At 34.3% G+C, this 17,995-nt stretch carries 17 protein-coding genes and 1 other annotated feature; all 17 genes read right to left on the bottom strand.

Translation table 11 applies throughout. The features are described from left to right. Positions 1–21 precede the first annotated feature (21 nt). The gene (locus tag G558_RS0107660; RefSeq protein WP_028829653.1) at positions 22–972 is read right to left on the bottom strand and encodes an aldo/keto reductase; all 951 of its coding nucleotides are present in this window, start codon (positions 970–972) and stop codon (positions 22–24) included. Next, positions 972–1,232 (bottom strand): IreB family regulatory phosphoprotein, encoded by a 261-nt coding sequence (locus G558_RS0107665; protein ID WP_028829654.1) that lies wholly within the window; start codon positions 1,230–1,232, stop codon positions 972–974. Before G558_RS0107665 ends, G558_RS0107660 begins: the two co-directional genes overlap by 1 nt. An 11-nt stretch (positions 1,233–1,243) precedes the next feature. Further along, on the bottom strand, positions 1,244–3,880 hold the full coding sequence (gene alaS, locus G558_RS0107670; RefSeq protein ID WP_028829655.1) for an alanine--tRNA ligase: 2,637 nt from the start codon (positions 3,878–3,880) through the stop codon (positions 1,244–1,246). A gap of 47 nt (positions 3,881–3,927) precedes the next feature. Further along, positions 3,928–4,117 (bottom strand) — a binding site (T-box leader). Positions 4,118–4,188: 71 nt separating this feature from the next. Then, positions 4,189–4,626, bottom strand: a complete 438-nt coding sequence (gene nifU, locus G558_RS0107675; protein ID WP_084502851.1) for a Fe-S cluster assembly scaffold protein NifU — start codon at positions 4,624–4,626, stop codon at positions 4,189–4,191. Continuing rightward, positions 4,626–5,816, bottom strand: coding sequence for a cysteine desulfurase NifS (gene nifS / locus G558_RS0107680; protein WP_028829657.1), 1,191 nt, complete (start codon positions 5,814–5,816; stop codon positions 4,626–4,628). The genes nifU and nifS overlap by 1 nt, the downstream gene beginning before the upstream one ends. 25 nt (positions 5,817–5,841) lie before the next feature. Continuing rightward, positions 5,842–6,258, bottom strand: coding sequence for an RrF2 family transcriptional regulator (locus tag G558_RS0107685; RefSeq protein WP_028829658.1), 417 nt, complete (start codon positions 6,256–6,258; stop codon positions 5,842–5,844). An 88-nt stretch (positions 6,259–6,346) separates the two neighbouring features. Further along, on the bottom strand, positions 6,347–6,856 hold the full coding sequence (locus G558_RS0107690) for a Gx transporter family protein (RefSeq protein ID WP_028829659.1): 510 nt from the start codon (positions 6,854–6,856) through the stop codon (positions 6,347–6,349). An 8-nt stretch (positions 6,857–6,864) separates the two neighbouring features. Further along, positions 6,865–7,251 carry a NusG domain II-containing protein gene (locus tag G558_RS12730; protein ID WP_051188584.1) on the bottom strand — a complete coding sequence of 129 codons (387 nt, stop codon included), beginning with the start codon at positions 7,249–7,251 and terminating at the stop codon, positions 6,865–6,867. Positions 7,252–7,324: 73 nt separating this feature from the next. Next, on the bottom strand, positions 7,325–8,938 hold the full coding sequence (locus tag G558_RS0107700; RefSeq protein WP_028829660.1) for a Na/Pi cotransporter family protein: 1,614 nt from the start codon (positions 8,936–8,938) through the stop codon (positions 7,325–7,327). A gap of 120 nt (positions 8,939–9,058) precedes the next feature. After that, on the bottom strand, positions 9,059–10,630 hold the full coding sequence (locus tag G558_RS0107705) for an NAD(P)/FAD-dependent oxidoreductase (protein WP_028829661.1): 1,572 nt from the start codon (positions 10,628–10,630) through the stop codon (positions 9,059–9,061). After that, entirely contained in the window at positions 10,631–10,939 is a 309-nt protein-coding gene (locus tag G558_RS0107710) for a hypothetical protein (RefSeq protein ID WP_028829662.1), read from the bottom strand. A gap of 1 nt (position 10,940) precedes the next feature. Further along, positions 10,941–11,642: a DUF881 domain-containing protein gene (locus G558_RS13410; protein ID WP_028829663.1), complete on the bottom strand. Its 702-nt coding sequence runs from the start codon at positions 11,640–11,642 to the stop codon at positions 10,941–10,943. 41 nt (positions 11,643–11,683) lie between these two features. After that, complete coding sequence (gene yihA, locus G558_RS0107720) at positions 11,684–12,289, bottom strand: ribosome biogenesis GTP-binding protein YihA/YsxC (protein ID WP_028829664.1); 606 nt, start codon at positions 12,287–12,289, stop codon at positions 11,684–11,686. Next, on the bottom strand, positions 12,289–14,625 hold the full coding sequence (gene lon / locus G558_RS0107725) for an endopeptidase La (RefSeq protein ID WP_028829665.1): 2,337 nt from the start codon (positions 14,623–14,625) through the stop codon (positions 12,289–12,291). Before lon ends, yihA begins: the two co-directional genes overlap by 1 nt. A gap of 135 nt (positions 14,626–14,760) precedes the next feature. Beyond that, positions 14,761–16,026: an ATP-dependent Clp protease ATP-binding subunit ClpX gene (gene clpX / locus G558_RS0107730; protein ID WP_207636208.1), complete on the bottom strand. Its 1,266-nt coding sequence runs from the start codon at positions 16,024–16,026 to the stop codon at positions 14,761–14,763. A 12-nt stretch (positions 16,027–16,038) separates the two neighbouring features. Then, on the bottom strand, positions 16,039–16,623 hold the full coding sequence (gene clpP, locus G558_RS0107735) for an ATP-dependent Clp endopeptidase proteolytic subunit ClpP (RefSeq protein WP_028829667.1): 585 nt from the start codon (positions 16,621–16,623) through the stop codon (positions 16,039–16,041). Between the two features lie 69 nt (positions 16,624–16,692). Beyond that, positions 16,693–17,976, bottom strand: a complete 1,284-nt coding sequence (gene tig / locus G558_RS0107740) for a trigger factor (RefSeq protein ID WP_028829668.1) — start codon at positions 17,974–17,976, stop codon at positions 16,693–16,695. Between the last annotated feature and the right edge of the window lie 19 nt (positions 17,977–17,995).

Genomic DNA, 17,995 nt, shown 5'->3' on the forward strand with positions numbered 1-17,995 from the left:
AATTTCAAATTATCACCTATCCTAAATTACTTTTATACAAAAATCTGCGCATTCTTTTGCACAATACGTGCATAGGATACATTTATCATGATCTACTACTGCTTTATTCTCAATTAGTTTAATTGCACCATAATTGCATCTTTTTACGCACTTTCCACATCCAATGCACCAGTCATTTATAAGAAGTTTTCTATTTACATTTTTTAAATTTTCCTTTAAAGAAGCATCCACATAGCCCCTATCAAACATCTGTACATTGGCAAGAATTTCTTCTTTGGATTGCATCCCAATCGCAATAGAGTCAATGTATTGCTTTTCAAGCACATATTTTAGTGATTCTTCGTAGGTGTCAATTAAATTTCCACCTCCCAAAGGTTTCATCGAATATACACCCAATCCTTTATTTTTAGCTTCAATAATAGCTTGATACATTTCTTCTTTTTCTCCGTCACCAATACCAATTGAGGCTTTATTAAAAAGCGGGTGCACTACATCTACATAGCCCGACTTTATTGCACCCTTAACGCCAGCAATATTATGTGTCGAAATACCAAAAGATCTTATATATCCTTTTTCTTTCATCTTTAAAAAATATTCTGTTGCCTCATAGTGACCCCTGAGTGTATGTTCACTCTCTTGTTCATGAAGCAAAAATCCATCTATATAATCTATTCCAATTTCATCGAAAGCTTGTTTCAAAGCTTCTTCAGCCAGCTTTTTCGTATATGCATAGGTTTTTGTAAATATTACAAATTTTGATCGTTCTATTTTTTTTAAGGATTCTCTTATATATTTGTAAGTACCATAACTTTGGGCTGTATCAATAAAGTTAACCCCCTGGTCAAAGGCATTACAAATAAGTTCGCTTCCTTTATCCAATGACATATCGGTTTGCATGGGCCCCAGCGTGAGGGACCCATAACAAAGCTTTGAAACTTCAATTCCTGTCTTGCCCAAATTATTATATAACATTATTTTCCTTCAACGTATGCTCTTATAATTTCTTCGAGTAGTTCGTCTCTTTCGAATTTTCTTATTAAACTTCTGGCATTGTTGTGGCTTGTGATGTAGCTTGGGTCTCCTGAAAGAAAATATCCAACCAATTGGTTTACAGGATTATAACCTTTTTCAGTCAACGCCTTGTAAACTTTTTCTACTATTTCTCTCTCTGAAAATTCATTTTCTTTTTGTGCTTCGAATTTCATAGTGAAATCCATATTGTTATTATCCATAAAAATACCTCCTAATCGGCAATGAGTGCACTTGCAATATCTAAAACCGAATTCATTGAATCTTCAAGTTTTTCAGAGTTTTTACCTCCAGCTTGGGCAAAATTCGGCTTTCCGCCACCGCCGCCACCGGCTATGGCAGCAACTTCTTTAACAATTTTACCTGCATGAGCTCCACGAGATTGAGCCATTTTTCCTGCTGCACAAACAAAATTAATCTTTCCTTCTGATTCACTGGCTAATAAAACAACCATATTATCATCTCTATCTATAAGCAATTCAGCAGTATTTCTCAAATCTTCGGCTGACATATCTTTAAAAGATTTTCTTACCAGTTTGATTCCTTTGAATTTTTCTGCTGTATTAATTAAATCCGCCATTTGAGATATAGCAATATCTTTCTTTAATTTCTCGATTTCTTTTTTATAATTTCTGTTTTCTTCAACTATTTGTTCAAGTCTGGAAATCACTGTTATCTCTTTACATTTTAGTATATCAGTGATAGCGTTTAATTTCAATTCTTTTTCTTTAAGATAATCCATGACACCTTTTCCAGTAACAGCCTCTATCCTTCTTGTTCCAGCTGCTACACCGTTTTCTGACAGTATTTTGAATCCCATTATTTCTGAAGTATTGTCAACATGGGTTCCTCCACAAAGCTCCATAGAAAAATCTCCCATGCTTACAACTCTGACTTCGTTGCCATATTTTTCATCAAACTGCGCGGTAGCACCTGCCTTTTTCGCATCTTTAATAGACATATGCTCTTGTTTCACTTTATATGATTTTAATATGGCATTATTTACAATTTCAGATATACTATCCAGTTCCTGCTCTGTAAGCGCCTCAAAATGGGTGAAATCAAACCTTAACCTGTTGTCATTAACATAAGACCCCGCTTGCGCCACGTGCTCTCCCAGGACCATTTTTAGTGCTCTGTGGAGCAAGTGCGTCGCACTGTGGTTGGCCTGAATACTTTTTCTCTTAACTTCTTCAATTTGAGCTTTGAGCGAATCTCCCACTTTAAGTTGTCCACGATTTACTTCAACCTTATGAATAACAACTGTGCCCGTACTTTTTTGTGTGTCCACAATACATGCATCGACTTCACTTGAGGACAACTTACCTTTATCTCCTACCTGACCTCCACCTTCTGCATAAAAAGGTGTTTTATCAAATATCACAATTCCTTTTTCTCCAGCTTTCACAACGTCTGATCCATCACTTGCATTGTTTATATACAAAACTTTAACATCTGCCTGTGTAGATTCATACCCAACGAATTCTGTAGTTATGTCTGAAGGTATGTCAAGATTGTCTTTTTTCCATCCTTCATTCTCTTGATTTAATCTTGCAGTCCTTGCTTTTTCTCTTTGTCCATCCATAAGTCTTTCAAACTCTTCTCGGTCTACCCTTTTAGAATTTTCTTGTAGTATTTCCTCAGTCATTTCGATTGGGAACCCAAATGTATCATATAATTTAAAGGCATCTTCTCCTGAAAGTACTTCGAATTTATTATTATCAAGATTTTTCATTAAATCTTCAAGTATAGTAAGGCCTTGATCTATGGTTTCAATAAATTTTTGTTCTTCAATTAAGATTATCTTTTTAATATATTCTTTCTTCTCAGCAAGTTCAGGGTACGCCTCTTCAAATTCAGCAATTACAACGTCGCACAAGTCACAAAGGAATTCTTGATTTATGCCAAGCAGTTTCCCATGTCTTGCAGCTCTTCTTAAAAGCCTTCTCAAAATGTAACCTCTTCCTTCGTTTGATGGAAGTATACCATCGCAGAGCATAAAAGTGACCGCTCTTACGTGGTCAGTAACAATTCTGATAGATATGTCATTTTGAGGATTTTTATTATATTCTTTGCCTGATATTAAACAGACCTGGTCTCTTATGCTTTTCATTGTGTCTATATCAAAAATACTATCTACGCCTTGCATTATGCACGCAATTCTTTCAAGACCCATGCCAGTATCAATATTGGGGTTTTCCAGTCTGTTATAATTTCCCTGTTCGTCTTTGTCAAATTGGGTAAAGACAAGATTCCAAAACTCAAGAAATCTGTCACATTCACATCCTGGCTTGCATGAATCTGAACCACATCCGTACTTTTCGCCTCTGTCAATATATATCTCTGAGCAAGGGCCACAAGGTCCAGTCCCAGTTCCAATCTCCCAAAAGTTATCTTCTTTACCAAGTTTTACTATGCGGTCTCTGGAAACTCCAATTTTTTGCGCCCATATCTCCAGAGCTTCATCATCTTCTTCGTATACAGTAACCCAAAGTAGCTCTGGATTTAGCTTAAGGTGTTCAGTAACAAACTCCCAGGCCCACTTTGTCGCTTCATCCTTGAAATAATCACCAAAAGAAAAATTTCCAAGCATTTCAAAAAATGTAGCATGCCTTGCTGTTATCCCAACGTTTTCAATGTCTCCTGTTCTTATACATTTTTGGCAGCTTACTATTCTTTTGCTTGGCGGTGTCTCTGTTCCAATAAAATAATTTTTCATTGGAGCCATTCCTGCATTTATAAGTAGTAAACTTTTGTCATTTATTGGAACGAGCGGAAAACTCTCCTGTAAATAGTGCTCTTTTTCTTTAAAAAAATCAAGAAATGCCGATCTGATTTCATTTACTTTCATAACTTACCTCCTGTGTATATGTTAAAAAGCCCCTATGAGAATAATCTCATAAGGGCGAAATTTCGCGGTACCACCTTATTTGTTCAAATGAACATCTCCAGATTATAACGTCATCAACGCATTGCTTTCACAACGAAACTCCAAGGTAGCTTCATAATATTACTGTAGAGATTCTCATCACCCATCTCTTTTCTGTAATCAGCGAATAAAATTACTGGTCCTCTTCATAGTAGCATAATATATTATTATTTACTTATAATATATATTATAACATCTTTATTGATTTTTCAATAGGAATTTTTGAATAATTAGTCTTCTTCTTCTTCGCCATGATCATGGTCTTCTACTATTTCAACATCAGTAAGCCCCGGTATTACTTTATTGTTTTTTATAGCGTAATCTCTTATTGCTTTTTTAATTGCCTGTTCGGCAAGTACTGAACAGTGCATCTTGACTGGTGGCAGTCCTCCCAAAGCATTAGCTACTTCTTTATTTGTAAGATCAAGAGCTTCATAAATAGTTTTGCCTTTAATCATCTCCGTTGACATGCTTGAGCTTGCTATAGCAGATCCGCATCCAAAAGTTTTGAATTTAACATCTAATATAACGTCATTTTCAATTCTCAGATATATCTTCATTATATCCCCACATCTTGGGTTTCCAACCTCGCCAACCCCATCCGCATTCTCAATATCTCCTACATTACGTGGATTCGAAAAGTGATCCATTACTTCTTTTGTATACATTATTTATTTTCTCCCTTCTGAAACGCCTCATATAAAGGTGACATTGATCTTAATCTTTCTACAATCACCGGTAATTTTTCCAGTACATACTCTATGTCCTCATCAGTTGTGAAATCTGACAAACTTAATCTCAATGATCCATGTGCAATTTCATGAGTTAGTCCTAAAGACATAAGGACGTGAGAAGGATCCAAGGCTCCTGATGTACATGCCGAACCGCTTGAACCTGCAATCCCTACCATATCCAAACTTAGTAAAAGAGCTTCTCCTTCTATGAATCTGAAACAAAAACTTGCAATTGTAGATAGTCTTTGTTCTCTATCTCCAGTGACTATAGTATGAGGAATCTTCTCTAATACACCCTTTATGAGTTTATCCCTAAGTTCTGTTATACGCTTTGTATGATCGTTTAAATTCTCAAATGCCAGTTCACAGGCCTTTCCAATAGCAGCTATCCCTGCCGTGTTTTCCGTTCCTGCTCTAAGTTTTCTTTCTTGTGCTCCACCATGTATAAGATTGTGTATTTTTATTCCTTTTTTAATGTAAAGCGCTCCAACACCCTTAGGTGCATAAATTTTATGCCCTGAAAGTGAAAGCATATCTATATTCATTTCATTTACGTCTATTTCTATATTTCCAACAGCCTGCACAGCATCAGTATGGAACAATATTTTATTTTCTCTTGATATTTCACCTATTTGTTTTATTGGTTGAATAGTCCCTATCTCATTATTTGCAAACATAATGGAAATTAATATTGTCGTAGGTCTAATTGATGATTTTAGCTCATCAATATTTATCATTCCTTTATCGTTTACATCCAGATAAGTAACTTCAAATCCATGAAATTTTTCAAGATATTCACATGTATGAAGTACAGCATGATGTTCTATCTTTGATGTTATTATATGATTTCCTTTATTCTTTAAAGCAAATGCAGTCCCTTTTATAGCCCAGTTGTCTGCTTCAGAACCACCTGCTGTAAAATATACTTCATTAGATTGTGCTCCTATGAGTTTTGCTACACTTTGTCTGGATTTTTCTACCAGAGGTTTTACATCTTGTCCAAACTGGTGGATGCTGGATGGATTTCCATGGTAATTTTTTAAAACATCTACCATTTCATTTATTACTTCATCTTTTACTGGAGTAGTGGCAGAATTATCCAAATATACTCTTCTAAATTCCATATCTTTGTCTCCTTTATAGTTAAAATTATATATTTTTATCAAGCATATCTTGAAGTGTTATAGAGTCTACACACTGGTCTATACTGGTTTTCATTTTTTCCCATACAACTTTCGTGACACAGTCTTCAGCATTTAAACAAGCTGAGTCAGAGTCTTCTAAAACACAATTCGATGGAGCAAAAGATCCTTCAAGGCTTCTTAGTACATTTCCAACCGTTATTTCATCTGGGTGTTTAGCCAAAAAATAACCGCCTTGGGCCCCCCTTACACTCTTTATAAGACCATGCTTTTTAAGTACTGAGAATATTTGTTCAAGATATAATTCTGATACACCTATTTTTTCAGCAACAAACTTTACAGGCATAGGAGAGTTTTCATCAGCTAACATAGCCAGTTGATGCATTGCTTTTAATCCGTACCTACCTTTGGTGGATAATTTCAATTAAATCCCCCTTTCGGTTATAATTAATTCATAGTAATTTACTATACTTTAATTATAATACAATTTTACTATCAAAGTCAATATGTCATTATGAAAAATTTTTATATTTTAATCTCTCTATTATATATTTAGAAGTATAGCCCACCAATATTCCCGTTCCAAGCGATATGTACATAAGTACTGGCAAGTAAACAAATATAGATATGTTTTTAATAACAAGTGCAGAAACTATGAGTTGTCCTATATTGAAAAATACAGCTCCTACAATACTTACTCCTACAATACTTACTCCTGGAAAATTTATTTTTTTCATAACGAACATTGCCATCATACTAAGAATTCCACCCGAAATACTGTACATGAACGCAGACATTCCACCACCAAAAATTGATGACATTATAATTCTTATCACGAGAATAAAAAATGCGTCATTTATATTGGTCATATATAATAGAGAAAGTGTAATAATATTTGTAAGTCCTAATTTTGCGCCTGGTGCTATAAAGTAAAGTCCAGGCAACATGGACTCTATAAAATAAAGTATAAGAGAATAGGCTACCATTAGCGCCATAAAAGTAATTTTTCTCGTCTTTTTCATATTATCTCCTAACTTGCGACAGCATCAATCTCGTTCTCTGAATCCCCTGATTCTGAATCATTTTCAATTTTTACGTATAATTTGTGAGGCAAACATACTATCATTTCTCCACCCCTTGATATTTCATGAGATTTTATACATAATTCATCATGGCAGTTGGCTTCTATCATGCTCACCTTACTATTTTTTATATTTATTATGTTTATTTCACCTTCTTTTTCTATTCTTATTGTTTTTTCATAATTTTCATCAATTTTATATCTGTGTATTTCTTTACCATCTTGAACTATGATTACAGTTTTTGTGTCATCCAGTTTTCCGGTACTGACATAATGACCAAATATTATTGCCATCATAAAGACAATGATAATAATTATTATATCTCCTTTTTTCATTTTATACCTTTCCTAAGTAAAATAATAATACTAAAGCTGAAGTTTTATTCACTTCAGCTCAGTATTTTTATATTTATACTATTGAATTAACAACAGAATCTGCAATATTAGTTGCATGGTCGGAAATTCTTTCCAGGTTGCTTATTACATCAAGGAACATTATTCCAGACTCAGGATTACACATATTATTATTCAGTCTGTATATATGACCAGCTCTACATGATTTCTCCATTATATCAACTTGTTCTTCTAATTCTCTTACTCTTTTAGCTATTTCAAGATCACCTGTTCTCATAGCGTCGAGAGAAGATTCAACTGCATAAAGCACTTTATCAACCATATCTAAAAGTTCATCTTTTGATTCTGATGAATAAGGTAAGTTGTTCTCAATTGAGTTTTCTGCCAACTCTGCAATATTTTCAGCGTGGTCACCTATTCTTTCAAGGTCATTTACTGTATTAAACAGCCCATCTACCACTACGCGATCTTCTAGTGATATTTCTGCATTAGAAAGATGTATCAGATAGTCTATAATTTCTCTTTCCATCTTATTTATGTCTTTTTCGTATTTAAAAACACTTTCAACTTTTGCTGCATCTTTTTCTATAAAACCTTCTACTGCTATCTGGACACTGTTTTTTGCAAGAATTCCCATATTTATACATTCTTTAAAGGCACTTTCAAGTGCGATTGAAGGAGTCTCAAGCATACGTTTATCTAAGTGTGTAACCATTCCAACAACCTCATCCTCACCACTTGGTATAACGAATTCAGCAAATTTAACAATAAAATTAGCAATTGGGAACTGTATAATTACGTTTATTATATTAAACAGTGTATGGGCATTTGCAATTTGTCTTGTTACATCAGTGGGATTAAGCTGAGTTACAATATAGGTTATGGGAACATTTAGGACAAATGCGAATATCAGGGTTCCAATAACATTGAACGTCAAGTGCATTACTGCTGCTCTTCGAGCATTCTTACTTGCCCCAATACTGGATATAAGAGCCGTTGTACAAGTTCCTATATTATCTCCATAAAGAATAGGCAGCGCAGCCGAAAGCGGAAGTAGGCCTTGTGCCGCCAAAGCTATAAGAATACCTATAGACGCCGAGGAACTCTGAAGTAACAAAGTAAGACCAAAACCCATTAGTATTCCAAGGACTGGATTGCTGCCAAAGTTAACCAGCATATCTTTAAATGCGGCAATTTCTCTTAATGGCCTCACCGCATCTTTCATATATATCATACCAACAAAGAGAATACCAAAACCAATTAATATATCTGCATAATTCTTGGATTTGGTTCCTTTCTTGACTATCTGCATTACTATCCCGATTCCAACAGCTACCGGAGCTATATTTTCAAGATTAAAAGATACTAGCTGAGCCGTAACAGTAGTACCTACGTTGGCACCCATTATTACTCCTATAGCCTGGCTAAGCTGCATTATTCCTGCATTTACAAAACCAACTACCATGACCGTAGTCGCGGAAGAACTTTGAATTATAGCGGTAACAAACATACCTACAAAAACAGCAATAAATCTATTTTTTGTAAGCAATCCAATAATTGATTTTAATTTTTCTCCTGCAGCTCTTTGCAGTCCCGATCCCATCAAGTTCATTCCATAAAGAAACAAACCTAGTCCGGCAACCACTTCCAAAAAGATTGTAAAGTACATTATGACCTCCAAAAATTTTATAATTAAAATACCTTGTCCATTTTAACAAAAAAAGTAAATTAAAGATACAACAATTTGAAAAAATTCGAAAATTTATTAATATCGTTTTTATGTCATTTTTTAGGTATTAAATTCTTTAATTATAAATTCCGCTGTTTTTAAGCCATCAACAGCTGCACTTACAATGCCTCCCGCATAACCTGATCCTTCTCCGGATGGGTATAATCCTTTTATATTTACTGATTCATTATTTTCATTTCTCAATATTCTAATCGGTGAAGAACTTCTTGTTTCAACTCCAGTAAGCACTGCGCCTTCCATGTCAAAACCCTTAATCCTCTTCCCCATATCAACTATTGCTTCGGCAATCGATTTCGTGATAAAATCAGGATATATCTGATCTAATCTTGCAAATTTATAACCAGGCTCATAGCTGGGTTTGACTTCTCCTATAGAGGTGCTTTCTTTTCTTTGTATAAAGTCTCTTACCAGCTGCACTGGAGCATAATAGTTGCTTCCACCTAAATCATATGCTTTTTCTTCTATGCTTCTTTGAAAATCTATACCACCAAGGATATCATCACCAAAATCATCGGTTGTAACACTGCAAAGTATGGCGCTGTTAGCATTTTCAAGGTCTCTGGCATTATAACTCATGCCATTCACCACAAGCATATTTTCTTCAGACGATGAGCCAATAACTTTCCCACCAGGACACATACAAAAAGTATAGCATGATCTTCCTGTCGAACTTTTATGAGTCAGATGATACTCGGCCGCTCTAAGCTTGGGATGATTGTAAAGTTCCTTATATTGACTCTTGTCTATGATTATCTGAGGATGTTCAATTCTGAACCCAACTGCAAACGGTTTTGAAACCATCGACACTCCAGTTTTATATAATTCTTCAAAAGTATCTCTTGCGCTGTGCCCAATACATAATACCACAGCATTTGATTCAAATTCACTGCCATTTACTATAAGTCCTGCCAGTTGGTCATTTTCAATCTTTAAACGCTCTACCTTGGAATCAAATCTAATTTCTCCACCTAATGAGATTATTTCTTCTCGAATTTTCTTAACTACGCCTATTAGGACATCTGTACCTATGTGTGGTTTATTGGCAAATAAGATTTCTTCGCCCGCTCCAAAATTATGCAAATCTTTTAATATGAGTTGCACTCTTTTATCTTTTATTCTTGTAGTAAGCTTCCCATCAGAAAAAGTTCCCGCACCACCTTCACCAAATTGAACATTTGATTCAGTATTCAGATTCCCATTTTTCCAAAAATCTTCCACATCAAGTTTTCTTTGAGATACATCTTTGCCACGTTCAAACACCACTGGATTATAACCGTTTCTTGCAAGTTCAAGCGCCGCAAACAAACCGGCAGGTCCCAGCCCTACAACGGCAACTCTTCCCTTTATATCAGCATTTCCTTTTATTATATCTTCTTTTACGTATTCTTCAACTTTGGTCAAAGTAGGATATTTTTTTAGTATATTATCTTCATTTTCAGTTTCTACATATACCTGATATACCAGTTTTATAGGTTTTTTTCTGGCATCAATTGATTCTTTGGTTATTCTGTAGCTAAAAGATTGTGTAGAAATAATGCTCTCTATCTGTTTTCTTATTGCAAGGTCTCTTTCATCGTCGAGACCTATCTTTATATTCGATATTTGTATCATCTAACCCTCTATAATCTTTATATCAATATTGGCCTTATCGGTAATTCCAAATTCATATAATTCCATAATTAAATTTTTGTTAACATTTTCTAATATTTCATTTCTTGAAAAATTCAATTCATCCATAATTTGATTTTTAGTAAACAAAACAACATCTAGTCTGTTTGTAAATGACTGGTGGTTGCTTACAAGAAGGTAAGCTTTTATATCGAACTTCTTATTACTGTAATTTACTTCAATATCATTCAAAAAGACTTCAAATTCAAAATAGTTATCATAGGGAGTTATCTTCTCTAATAAAACAAACATACTATTCTCCTTCTTTTATATAATCTACATCTTTTTGTACTCTAAGTGATGGTATAATCACCTTTCTTGTTTTTAACACATCCGCTTTGATTCCATAGTCAGATTCCCAGCTTTTGAGCATAATATCTTTTTCTGTCAAAGACCTGTAGAGTGTCTTTTCATTTCCTATGACTTTTATTTCATATGGAGGACTTATTGGCACATTATTAATATTGATATGATTCCCTGCTAAAGTAATTTCTGTGTTTCCAGTGATTATCTGATTATTTATAGATATTGCCTCTCCGCCTGATATTTTAAGATTATTAACGAATTTTAGTAATAACCTGTTAGTTTCTGTGTCAAAAGCAATGTTTTTAGCATCCACTGATTCCAACTTTATTTCAATACCTTCTCCAGCGAGCTTTTCTAATCCTAATATCATCCTGTAATTATAGTACTTTTCTTTATCATTTTTAGAAAGCCCCAGGTTTTGGTTTTCATATTCTGATTGTAATTTTTTATACTGTTTATTTGAAGAATTTAATTTTTCTTCAAGAAGATTCATTTCTGATTTTTCCTTATTAATTTGAGAAACAAGTTCTCTGGAAACGCTGGATGTATAAGGACTATACTGCAAGGGACTATTTGTTTGTACAACAATCAAGACCCCTAAAATCAGAGCGAGTATAAAATATTCCAAAGAAATTTTTCTTTTATCCATAATATACCCTCCCTGAAATTTTGATCTTATATGAAAAAATACTATTCAGTGATTTCATAACCGTTGTCTTTGTATATATCCACTACGTGGCTCCATATTTCATCAACTCCAGTTTTTTTAAGTGCACTTATTGGAAGTATTTTTTCTCCCGCAAGGTTTAGTTTTTTTGCTATCGTTCTTTTTGAGTTTGCCGCATCATTTCTTGTTACTTTATCTGATTTTGTAGCTATAATAGAAACAGGTATACCATAGTGTCTTATGAATTCAAGCATTAGTACGTCATCTTCTTTAGGTTCATGCCTTATATCAACAAGTATAAATACATGGACAAGGTTTTTTGAATTTACAAAATACTCTTCCATGACCTTACCCCATGAAGATTTTAATTCTTTTGACAATTTAGCATAGCCATAGCCTGGTAAATCTACAAAATAAAATTCGCTGTTTATTTTATAAAAATTTATTGTCCTTGTTTTCCCGGGTGTCTGACTCACGCGGGCTATACGCTTTCTGTTTAGCAATGTGTTTATTGATGATGATTTTCCAACATTGGACCTTCCTACAAAGGCAATTTGTGGCAAGTCATCATCTGGATACTGTTCTTTCCTTACCGCACTCATATCCATTCTTATTTCTTTTATCTTCATTAATCTCTCTTTTCTAACGCTAATTCTAAAACTTCTTCCATACGAGATACAAAGTGGAATTTAATGTTATTTCTTACCTCTTCAGGTATGTCAATATAATCAGGCTCACAGTCTTTAGGCATTATTATTGTATCTACTCCGGCACGGTATGCCGCAAGAACTTTTTCTTTTATTCCACCGACAGCCAAAACCTTTCCTGTTAAAGTTACCTCCCCAGTCATTGCTATATTAGATTTTACTGGAATACCAGTAAGTGCAGAAAGAACAGCTGTCACCATTGTAATTCCAGCTGAAGGACCATCTTTTGGTATAGCACCTTCAGGTATATGGATGTGTATATCTTTTTTTGTATAGAATTCTGGTGAAAGGTTGAAATCTTTTGCAACAGTTCGTATATATGTTATTCCCGCTTTTGCAGACTCTTTCATAACATCGCCAAGCTTTCCTGTAAGTTCAATCTTTCCACTTCCATCCATTACAGATACTTCTATATTCAAGGTTTCTCCGCCGACTTGCGTCCATGCCATCCCTGTAACTTCACCTATTTTACTTTCATTTGAAACTTTATCTCGCCTTATTATTTCTTTACCCAAATATTCTTTAATATGTTCTTTGCTTATAACAAAGTTTTCCAGCTGTGGATTTTTGACTTTTTGAACTGCAACTTTTCTGCATATTTTCCCTATTTGTCTTTCGAGTCTTCTTACTCCTGATTCTCTCGTGTAACTGTTTATAATATACTTGAGTACATCATCTTCTATTGTTATAAATTCTGGAGTTAAGCCATTCTCATCAAGTTGCTTTTTTATCAGGTATTTCTTTGCAATTTCAAGTTTTTCAAGTTCCGTATAACCGGATATCTCAATTACTTCCATTCTGTCTAAAAGCGGGCCAGGAATGGTGCTTAATGTGTTTGCAGTGGTTATAAACATGACTTTAGACAAATCAAAAGGAACTTCAAGATAATGATCTACAAAATCATTGTTTTGCTCAGGATCTAGAACCTCTAGCAGGGCTGAAGCTGGGTCTCCTTTAAAATCAGAAGCCATCTTGTCGATTTCATCAAACAAAAACACTGGATTGGCAACTTTTATATCTTTTATAGAGTTAATTATTCTGCCCGGTATTGCTCCTACGTATGTCCTTCTATGTCCTCTTATTTCTGCCTCATCCCTAAGCCCCCCCAAGGATATTCTGACGAATTTTCTGTCCATAGCATTTGCAAGTGATTTGGCAATAGAAGTTTTTCCAACACCTGGAGGACCTACAAGACATATAATTGGCGATTTCATTTTTTCACTGAGCTGTCTCACTGCTAGAAACTCGACTATTCTTTCTTTTACTTTTTCTAATCCAAAATGATCGGCTTCGAGAATTTCTATCGATTTATTTAAATCCTTGTTATCTTCAGTCCTTATGTTCCAGGGTAAATCAAGTATAGTCTCAATATAGTTTCTTGTTACGCTGTAATCAGACGATGATGAATTCATTCTCCCCAGTTTTTCTATTTCTTTTCCTACTTTTTTTGTAACTGTTTCTGATAAATTCAGCTCTATCAGTCTATCTTTGAAATTTTCAACATCTTCTTGAATATCTTCATCTTCTCCCAGTTCTTTTTGAATTGCTTTTATTTGCTCTCTGAGATAATAATCTTTTTGAATTTTTGAAACTTGATTTTTCACTCTTTTATCTACCTTTTTTCTAATTTCGGCAGTCTCAAGTTCTTCTTTTATGTTTAAATATAGAACGCTTAATCGTTTTTCTATATCAAGTTGCTCAATCAAGCTTTGTATTTGGTCAGGCTTTAGTTCCATATAACTAGCCACAGTGTCTGCAAACACTGATGGTTGATCTAAATCTGATAATTGATCAAATATCACCTGCGAATTTTTTCCATTTTCTTTCATAAGTTCATCAAAAGCTTCAAAAATCATATCCATCAAAGCATATACTTTTTTTTCACTTTTTATTGCTCTGTCATACAAGCCTTCAATTTTTCCAGAAAAAAAAGGTTCACTTTCTTCAAGTTCCGTAATTTTACCTCTGCTTAATCCTTCAACCAGAACTCTTACATTGCTTCCTGGTATTTTAAGCATTTGCTTTATTTTACATATGGTTCCTACTTTGTGAAAGTCTTCTTCTGTCGGCAATTCAATTTCTACATTTTTTTGAGTTGTAAGAAAAATTACCTGATCATTTTGCATAGCTTCTTCAAGAGCTTTTATAGATTTGTCTCGTGCAACTTCAAAGTGCGTTATAGTTGATGGGAATATCGCTAATCCTCTTAATGGTAAAATTGGTAGTTTGTATATTTCTTTTTTTCTTCTGGCTGCCATATCATTTTCCTTTCTCGTTTCCTCTGTATAATTATAATGTATAATTTAATCTGCTTCAAGAACTTTGAGGAAACTTTAAAAAAATATAAACCTTGATCATCAATTAAGGTTTATATTTTATGATATTATTTATTTTTAAGCTATTTCATCTGTAAGTTCTATAAGATTTCCTTCTGCAGTTATTATTTTTGGTGCTTCATTATCGTCTATGCACGCTTTTGTAACAATAACCTTTTTTATGTCTTTTCTCGATGGAGTTTCAAACATCACATCCAGCATGACTTTTTCAAGAATGCTCCTTAAACCTCTGGCTCCAGTTTTTCTTTTCATAGCTTTCGTTGCAACAGATATTAGAGCATCGTGTTCGATTTCAAGCTCCACACCATCTATTTCAAAAAGCCTTATATATTGCTTAACCAGGGCATTTTTAGGTTCTTTGAGTATTCTTACAAGTGCTTCTTCATCTAATTGTTTTAATGAAACTACAATCGGAACACGGCTTACAAATTCTGGTATTATCCCATATTTAATAAGGTCTTGCGTTTCAATTTTCTCAAATAGATTCATGTTTTCAATGTCTTTGGCTGAAGAAATCTTGGCTCCAAAACCAAGTGTTTTGTCACCCATTCTTCTTTTGATTATTTCTTCCATTCCATCAAAAGCTCCGCCTAGTATAAAGAGTATATTCGTTGTATCTATTTGTATAAATTCCTGATGAGGGTGTTTTCTACCGCCTTGAGGAGGCACATTCGCTTTTGTCGATTCGATTATTTTCAGAAGGGCCTGTTGCACGCCTTCGCCTGAAACATCACGAGTAATCGATGTGTTTTCAGATTTTCTTGCTATCTTGTCTATCTCATCGATATAAATTATACCTTTTTGAGCTTTTTCTACGTCATAATTAGCCGCTTGTATAAGTTTAAGCAGTATGTTCTCAACGTCTTCTCCGACATATCCTGCTTCGGTAAGCGCTGTTGCATCCGCTATTGCAAAAGGTACATTTAATATTTTAGCTAGAGTTTGAGCAAGGAGGGTCTTTCCAGATCCCGTAGGTCCAAGCATCAGAACATTACTTTTCTGTAATTCAACATCACCTATGGAACTAGTTGAATTTATTCTTTTATAGTGATTATAAACTGCTACAGAAAGTGTTCTTTTTGCCTCATTTTGTCCAATTACATATTCATCAAGAATTTTTTTTATTTCCTGTGGTTTTGGCAGATCTGAAAAATCTTCTACTTCTTCAACTCTGATTTCTTCACTTATGATAGAATCACACAGTTTAATGCATTCATCGCATATAAATATATCGTTTGGACCAGCAACAAGTCTTTTTACCTGATCTTGCGTCTTCCCACAAAACGAACATTTTACTGATGATTTGTCGTCATTTGGTTTCATTATATTCTCCTTTTATAGCCTTGTTTCCATTATTTCATCTATCAAACCATACTCTTTTGCTTCGCTTGCTGACATAAAGGTGTCTCTGTCTGTGTCTCTTTCGATTACCTCTAGTGGCTGTCCCGTTTTTTCAGATAAAATTTTATTTAAGACTTCTTTCATCTTTAAAATTCTACTCGCCTGAATTTTAATGTCTGTAGCCTGGCCTTGCGTTCCTCCACTTGGCTGATGAATCATAATTTCAGCATTTGGAAGAGCAAACCTTTTACCTTTAGCTCCGGCACTTAACAAAAATGCTCCCATAGAAGCTGCTGATCCTACACATATAGTGGAAACGTCAGGCCTGATGTATTGCATTGTATCATATATTCCCATTCCTGCCGTTACTGAACCACCAGGACTATTTATATAAAAATGTATATCTTTGTCTGGATCTTCTGCTTCTAAGAAAAGTAACTGTGCCACAACCAGCGATGCAGTTACGTCATTAACTTGATCACTTAAAAATATTATTCTGTCTTTCAATAATCTGGAATAGATGTCGTAACTTCTTTCGCCTCTGCTTGTTTGTTCAACCACAACTGGTATATAAGACATAATTTTCTCCTTTCATTTTTCATAGTTATTCAAAATACAGTAGCATCGCTACTGTATTTTGAATAACGTTTATACTAATTTCGCATTTGCTAATATTAAGTCAACAGTTTTTCTTGCTACGATAGTGCTCTTAATAGCATCATCTTGTGAATTTTGGAATATTTCTTTTATTTTTTCCACTTCCAGCTTGTAAATTTCTGCCATCTTTACATATTCTGCTTCCATATCCTCTTCAGTTGCTTCTACACCTTCTACTTTTGAAACTGCGTCAACAGCTAAACTTATTTTTACTCTTTTTTCTGCATCGTCTTTCATTTGCTCTTCAAGAATCTCTTTTGAAGTTTCTGTATATTGATAATAAGTGTTTAAATCCATCCCTTGATATCTTAAATTATTTTCAAAATCCTTTAACATACTGTCGATTTCATTTTTTATCATTACTTCAGGAATTTCTACTTCAATATTTTCAGCAAGTTTTTCAACAACTTCATTTTTCATCGTATCTTCTGATTGCTTTTTCTTGCTTTCAGCCATTTTTGATTTAATATCACTCTTTAATTCTTCAATATTTTCAAATTCTGTTGTATCTTTTACAAACTCGTCATCTATTTCTGGGAGTTGTTTTTCTTTTATTTCATTTACAACAACAGCGAACACTGCTTCTTTACCCTTCAATTCTTCAGAGTTATAATCTTCAGGGAAAGTTACTACTATATCTTTGCTTTCTCCAGCTTTCATTCCTATAAGCTGCTCTTCAAAGCCTGGAATGAAAGTGTTTGATCCAACAACAAGGCTATAGTTCTCAGCTTTTCCACCTTCGAATTCAACTCCATCCACGCTACCGCAGAAATCAAAAAGTAGGTTATCCTGATCTGCAACTGGTCTGTCTTCAACTGTAACCATTCTTGCACTCTGTTCCTGCATCCTTTTTAATTCAGCTTCAACATCTTCATCAGTAACTGCAGTGTCTACTGCTTTGACTTCAAGGCCTTTATATTCGCCCAATTTAACTTCAGGTTTAACTGCAACATTAATGACCATTACAAGATCTTTATCTTTTCCTATTTCTTCAATATCAAGTGCGGGTCTGTCAATTACTTCAAGGTTTAATTCTTCAACTGCATTCTTGTATGCCTCTGGAAAAATCAAGTCTATGGCATCTTCATAAAATGCTCCCTCTCCATACATCTTTTCAATTACCGATCTTGTTGCTTTTCCTTTTCTGAATCCCGGAATATTGAATTTTCCTTTGTTTTTGTTGTATGCCTGCTTGCAAGCATTTTCAAAAGCTTCGTTCCCTACTGTAATTTTCAGTGTAGCTATGTTCTTTTCTTGTTTTAAAATCTGGTTCATTTTTCCTCCTAATATATAT

This window comes from Proteocatella sphenisci DSM 23131, assembly GCF_000423525.1.
Classification (GTDB): Bacteria; Bacillota; Clostridia; order Peptostreptococcales; family Filifactoraceae; genus Proteocatella; species Proteocatella sphenisci.